At 59.4% G+C, this 6,465-nt stretch carries 5 protein-coding genes; 1 reads left to right on the plus strand and 4 read right to left on the minus strand.

Annotation, left to right across the window (positions count from 1 at the left end):
- Positions 1–359: 359 nt before the first annotated feature.
- A complete protein-coding gene (locus EOA86_RS17505; RefSeq protein ID WP_236473627.1) occupies positions 360–1,661 on the minus strand; it encodes an IS110 family transposase in 1,302 nt (433 codons plus the stop codon).
- 672 nt (positions 1,662–2,333) lie between these two features.
- Here EOA86_RS17505 and EOA86_RS17510 point away from each other — a divergent pair.
- Positions 2,334–3,251 (plus strand): LysR family transcriptional regulator, encoded by a 918-nt coding sequence (locus EOA86_RS17510; protein ID WP_091600624.1) that lies wholly within the window; start codon positions 2,334–2,336, stop codon positions 3,249–3,251.
- 48 nt (positions 3,252–3,299) lie between these two features.
- On the opposite strand, the gene EOA86_RS17515 is transcribed toward EOA86_RS17510, so the two are convergent.
- The 3 genes from EOA86_RS17515 to EOA86_RS17525 form a co-directional block, all read right to left on the minus strand.
- Positions 3,300–4,103 carry a TIM barrel protein gene (locus tag EOA86_RS17515; RefSeq protein WP_091600623.1) on the minus strand — a complete coding sequence of 268 codons (804 nt, stop codon included), beginning with the start codon at positions 4,101–4,103 and terminating at the stop codon, positions 3,300–3,302.
- Between the two features lie 164 nt (positions 4,104–4,267).
- Positions 4,268–5,329 (minus strand): LacI family DNA-binding transcriptional regulator, encoded by a 1,062-nt coding sequence (locus EOA86_RS17520; RefSeq protein WP_091600622.1) that lies wholly within the window; start codon positions 5,327–5,329, stop codon positions 4,268–4,270.
- Between the two features lie 278 nt (positions 5,330–5,607).
- A partial coding sequence (locus EOA86_RS17525; RefSeq protein WP_128342800.1) for a cation:dicarboxylase symporter family transporter occupies positions 5,608–6,465 on the minus strand: 858 nt, incomplete at its 5' end.

Consider the following 6,465-nt stretch of genomic DNA (forward strand, 5'->3'; position numbering starts at 1 on the left):
CCCTACACCGATTAGGCGCGAACAAACTGAGCGCCTTGGAACCCGAACCCGTGCGTCGTGACCGGGAGCATCCGGGGCGAACTCATGCGCTCGGGGGCATCGCATCACCGGACGGCGACAGGCACGGTCGACCGGCATCTCGGCATCGGCTGGGAATTCGTCCATGGTCTGCATTGACGACGCTTCCTGAGGCCACGTAGCTCTTATGCCAAGCTGGGCGCCCGGGTCGAGCGCGTAATGACGACAATTGCTTCGCTACAGGTCAAACGCTTTCCGGGCCACCTGCAAAGTCTTCACCCGGCCGTACAGCGCCCAAGACCACTGATGTGATCGACAAGAGCCTTGTTGATAAATCTGCGCTATTCTCCTGTCGCGCACGGACGACCGCGTGGCGAAGAGCAGGGTCCGAGATGAGAGCCCTGCCGCGCAGCTTCTATCGTCGCGCCTCGTTTGCGGCATCCGTGCCTACCCTCTTCGGACCTCGTGGGTTCCAACCGGCGGCGAGGCGTGCATAGGCGCCCTCGGCCTGCTCCACCCAGCGGCGCTCTTCTTCCCGGTGGCTCTTTATGTTGTAGGCGTGCGCGGCTCCCTTTTGGCCGCGCACAGCCTTGCTCCCGGCCTTGAGTTCCACATCGCGCAAGCTTCTTGGCATGCAGGGAGGGTCGAGCCCACGCGTAACTCTCGCCCTTCATCAACAGATGCCAGATCACGACAGAGAGTTTGCGTGCGGTTGCCACGGCCGCGACATGCTGTCCGCGCCGGGCTCGCACGCCGCAGGGAGAAGGCTCGCAACGGTCCGGGAGCACGAGCGGCCGCCCAGGCCGCCTCGACGAGCATGCCGCGCGCATGACCACGGCCCTGCTTGGTGATCCGCCCATGGTAGGCCGGACCTGGCCGGACTGTCGGACGCTTGGGTTCAACCCGAGATAGGTCACGAGCTTCTGCGGATCGTCGAAGCGCGACACGTCGCCGATCGCCGCCTTCATCGCCAGCGCGACGGTGATGTCGACGCCGGGAATGGTCATCAGCCGCTTCACGCCTTCATCCTCGAGAGCCGAGCGGGCAAGATCGCGTTCGATGACCTGGAGGTCTTCGCCCAATCGGTCGAACTCGCGCAGATGCCGATCGATCGCGAGGCGCTCGTCCTGCGGTACGACCTGCTCGATTAACCAGGTCCGACCCTTGGCGCCGCACAGGTCGGCATGCGGGCAGGACGGGATCAGGTGGCTATGAAGGATCGACTGGATGACGGTCTTCAATCGAGATCTCTGTCGGACAATCTGATTGCGCCGTGTCACCTGTCGACGCAGAGCCTGCGTCGGCTCGTCCGCAATCCAGACTTCTGGCAAGAAGCCGCTGGCATAGAGCTGCGCAAGAACGTCGGCCTCGATCGTCGTTTTGATCTTGGCATAGGCAATGATACGCACCTGTTTCGGGTTGCCGATCCCCACCTTCTTCACATGCGGCGCAACCACAGCCGTAGCGGACGTCGCGTTGCCGGTGGCCTCGATCACCCCGACATCGTTCGGCGACAGCTTCGCGGCGAACGCCGCCAGCAGATCGCGCCGCATGTCGACGCGGCCGAGTCGCCTGAGCCTGCCATCCTCCCATGCCACTGCTTCGGCGAAGGCGCGGTGAATATCCAGTCCGATGATGCGCATGCCCGTTCCTCCTTCTTGGCTCGGTCAAAGACGGGAGCTGGCGGGTAACACGACATCTACTGATCCGCGCTCGCAGCGCCTCCGGGAAAGTCGCGAGGGGCGGCGATGTAACGAGCTCGGGCTCTCAGCCCACGGTCTATTGACGGCCTGCCTGCACCTTCGTGCTCCCGGTGCCCCACGTCCCGGATGGGCTCACCATAAGGGCGTTCCAAAACAAGAACGGCAGGACGAAAAGGCACCACAGATCACCACCGGATAACAGCAAGGCCAAGCGCTTCGTTCAGACAGGCTTGCGCCAATGGGCTTAGGCCGAGCCTACAACAGCTCTCAAAAACGCTGCCGAACTGCTGCATTGGCTTCGCCGATACAACACAGGCCTCACGGCAGCTTAGGATCAAACCGCCCATCAGTCGCCTCGGACCACGCCTTGCTAGGTCGGGGCCGCCGAAGACGCTGGTTGATAGCCCGGCGCCATCGGCCCGGCATTTCAAACCGCCAATCTCTGACCTGCACAGTACGTACGATTGCTCGCTTCGGCAGATCACGCGGCTCATATGTCGGACCTTAACGTCATCCATCATAAACTTTTTGCGACAAAAGATTGCAAGAATGCTAAATTGTTAAAGTCGTTTGTTTCGGTTAAAGGCATCCATCCCATGGATGGCTGATGACATGCGTTTCAAAGGACTTGATCTAAATCTCCTCGTTGTGCTCGACGCACTCCTGACGGAGCGTAATCTCTCGGCGGCGGCACGCAGGATCAACCTGAGTCAGCCCGCCATGAGTGCGGCCGTCGCCCGACTGCGCGATTATTTCCGCGATGAACTGTTTACGATAAGAGGTCGCGAACGATTTCTAACCCCGCGTGCGGCAGCATTTGCCCCCGCAGTTCGCGACGCTCTCCAGCACATCCAGTGCTCGATTATTTCTTCGGATCCGTTTGACCCAGCTCGAGCCGATCGCCTCTTCAGGATCATTCTTTCCGATTTCGTCACGCTCGTGTTTTTCGAAAAGCTTGTGGAGCGTATTGCACGGGAAGCCCCCGCCGTCAGCTTCGAACTGCTGCCTGTCGACGATAGCCCCGATGAGCTTCTCCGGCGCGGTGACGTCGATTTTCTAATTCTACCGGATATGTTCACGTCGAGTGTGCATTCAAGCGTTCCGCTGTTTGACGAGAAGCTCGTGTGCGTAGGCTGTCCCACAAACAAGCAGCTGCCACAGCAGCTTACATTCGAGAGATACATGTCGATGAGGCACGTCGCGGTCAGGTTCGGGCGTACGATGAAGCCGTCTATCGAGGAATGGTTTTTGCTTGAGCATGGCCTTAAGAGACGTGTCGAGGTCGCCGTGCAGGGCTTCAGCATGATTCCACCTATGGTGTCCGGCACAGCTCGTATAGCGACCATGCCCTTGCGGCTGGTCAGGCATTTCGAAAACACGTTCCCCCTGCGGGTTATCGAACTTCCGCTGCCATTTCCCACATTCACCGAGACCCTCCAATGGCCGGCCCTCCACAATAGCGATCCGGCAAGCATCTGGATGCGGGAGATAATGATGCAAGAGGCATCTCGGATGGCTGTCCCGCTGTGAACCCACGGAAAATTCAGGCGCACCTATAGTCACTACTCCTGTCACCATCTACTCTGACGACAATAGCCCTCGCCGGATAAAGTCGATGCTGGCGGCAAGTGCGCCTGCGAGATCGTCCAGAGAATGGACTTCCTCGACCAGCTCGAACGAGAAAGGTCCCGCGTAGCCGCCATCCAGCAGCGCCTGAATCTGGCTGCCATTGTCGGAACCTGCAAGAAAGCGATCGGGGTAAATCCAGAAGGTCGGGTCGTTTACGCTTGAAATGTGCACCAGGCCGGTAAGCTCGCAGAACAGGCATGTCTCCCCGGCCAGGGTGTGGTGGAACGTGTCGTGCACGAGGCGAAAGACGGACTGGCCATCAACCGCGGCAACGGCCTCGGCCGCTTCCTTCTTTGATCGAAGCGAGCAGGTTCGGAAACCCAGCGGCTCGATAAGACCGATCAGACCCCGCGACTGGAGGATTGGCTTGATCTCGTTTAGAGCGAAACGAAGATTGTCCTGGCGCTCGCTATTGGTGGGCCACGAGCTGCGGTTGGCCGGCACCAAAACGAGCGTCTCCGCCCCGCACGCCGTCGCATAATCGGCGAGGTTGCTTGCCTCGGCCTGACGCGTTGGAGTCCAGTCGTTGAACCGCTGCAAGGCGTTGACAGAGATGATCGTGATGCCCGCTTCGGTAGCGGCAAACCGGACGTCCGCAGCCGGAATGCCGCGTGCGACAGGATTGCTGAAATGAGGGTAACGGATTTGGACGTCGGTCAGGCCTTGGTCACGGGCAAGCGCGAAAAGCGCACTGACGTCAAGGCGGGGCGCCGCCATGTGATCGAGTGCAAAGCGGGGCGATACCTGGCGCATTGCTTGACTTTCCTTCCATGAAGCGCGGCTGCCATTTCGGCATCCGGCTTCTTTCAAGACGGAACCACGCCGGTTCACAGATCGGACAGAGACGGCCGAGTCAATCGAGCTTTCCTTTCATCGGTGAAAGGAAAATGGGCGCTCATGATAGAAATCCATCAAGCTCAAATATTTTCCGGAAGATAAATGTCGAACGGCAGAAATGTCTGCCCCGGGCTCTCCGCGACGCCGGCTTTGATGGCCCGCTCCATTGCCATTATCAGCTCCTGGCAAAGTCGGCGCATTGGCGTGCCGACCGCCATCGTCAAGATGTCATCCGCAAGCGCCCCACGTGACTGCGGCGTCATTTCACTCACGATCGCGACGAGATCCTGACCGCTCCCCTCTTCTCGGAGCGCGGAAATTGCCCCCTCTATCCCCCCGCCGGCCATATAGAAGCCGACGAGCTCTGGTTCCCGCTGCATAAGATCCAGCAATTTTTCGTAAGTGAGCTGCCGTTCATCAAGGTTCACGAGCGCATCAAGCACCTCGAATTTTGGCGCGTTCTCACGAAAATACGCACGAAAGGCCGTTTCCCGCGTCGCATGCGCCTGGAAGCGATGGCTTCCGACAAACACCGCCACCTTGCCGGGCCGTTTTGCGGTCTTGGAAAACACCCAAGCGGCAGTCCGTCCGACCTTGCTGTTGTTGAGGCCGATGTAGCCCTCGCGCACGCCATCGGCGAAGTCGGATAGCAGCGAAAATACCGGGATACCTTTCGCCTTGAGCTCCTCGACTGATGCTGTGATTTTCGGGTGATCGGCCGCCACCATGGCGATCGCCTGGCAGCGGCTCCCAAGGTCCTTAAGAAGCGGGAGCAGGTCACGCGGCAAATGTGACTGCGCGAACTCGATGATCGGAAGGCCGTGGAAGGATTTAGCCATACTGACCGACTCTTCGATCTTGCGAGCGAAATCTTGGTAGAAATCGTGGGTAGGTTTTCTCAAGATGAAGCCCAGCTTGTAGTGCGGCAGGTGCTGCTGCAAGCGCTGTTTGATGAGACCGGCAGCATGATAGCCGATCGCGTGCGCGGCCGCATGGACCCGCTGGGCGGTCTCCTCTCGCACCGGAAGGCGGACGTTCAGAACCCGATCGACTGTTGCTACGCTGACTCCGGCTTCGCGGGCGAGATCGGCAATTGTGACGCGCTTTCCCCTAGCGATTCTGATCGGCCGGTCCTCCATCATCCGGTGCGCTCCCGCGACGGCTTGGGGCGGCAAGCTGAAATAGTTCCCACACCCGGCGGTTGATAGCGCATTCGACGAACAGCGCTCCATGCGCACCCAGATGAGTTTCCGTGAACCGTTCGTTTGCTTAGGGGCTTCATGGTGTTGTATTACTCACTGCGTTAGTACTCTATTTCCAGCGCTCTTTGGAGGCTGGCAATTCGACTGTTGTGGCAAGGCCGCGACTTACACGTCGCGCTGTTGCGATTTTGCTTGCGGGGAGCCAGTTTGATGTAACCCTAACCGCGGAAAGCGGCTTCCATCCGTGACTGGTCCAATTCGCCTTCCCAGCGAGCGACAACGAGCGATGCCACCGCATTACCGACTAAATTCGTCAGCGCGCGGCATTCCGACATGAAGCGGTCCACGCCAAGAATTAGAGCCATTCCGGCAACGGGAACACTCGGCACGACAGAGAGAGTAGCGGCCAATGTGATGAAGCCGGCGCCGGTGACGCCTGCCGCACCCTTCGAGGAAAGCATCGCAATTAGCAGCAGGAGGATCTGATCGGCAATTGACAAATCTGTGTTCGTCGCCTGCGCGATGAAGAGGGCGGCGATCGTCATGTAGATATTGGTACCGTCCAGATTGAATGAGTATCCAGTAGGGATGACGAGACTTACGACCGAACGCGCGGCGCCGGCCTTCTCCATCTTCTCCATGAGCGAGGGCAGCGCGGCCTCCGAGGAGGACGTTGCCAGGACAAGCAGCAGTTCGTCCTTGATGTAGCGGACAAGAGAAAAGATCGAGAAGCCGTTGTAGCGGCAGACCGCGCCGAGAACCCCGAACACGAAGAGGAAGGCGGTAAGATAGAACGTCGCGACCAGTATCGCGAGGTTGGCCACCGAACCGATACCGTATTTGCCGATCGTAAAGGCCATTGCGCCGAAGGCGCCGATGGGTGCAGCCTTCATCAGAATGCCGACGAGCTTAAAAATGGGGGCGGTAAGCGCCTGGAGAAAGGTAACGACCGGCCTGCTCGTCTCTCCGGTCATCGCCAAAGCAATGCCGAACAGGACCGAGAAGAACAAGACTTGCAGGATGTCGCCTTCCGCGAAGGCACTGGCAATCGTTGACGGGATGATGTTCATCCTGTC

Source organism: Mesorhizobium sp. M5C.F.Ca.IN.020.32.2.1 (assembly GCF_004023105.1).
In the GTDB taxonomy this organism is placed as follows: domain Bacteria; phylum Pseudomonadota; class Alphaproteobacteria; order Rhizobiales; family Rhizobiaceae; genus Mesorhizobium; species Mesorhizobium wenxiniae.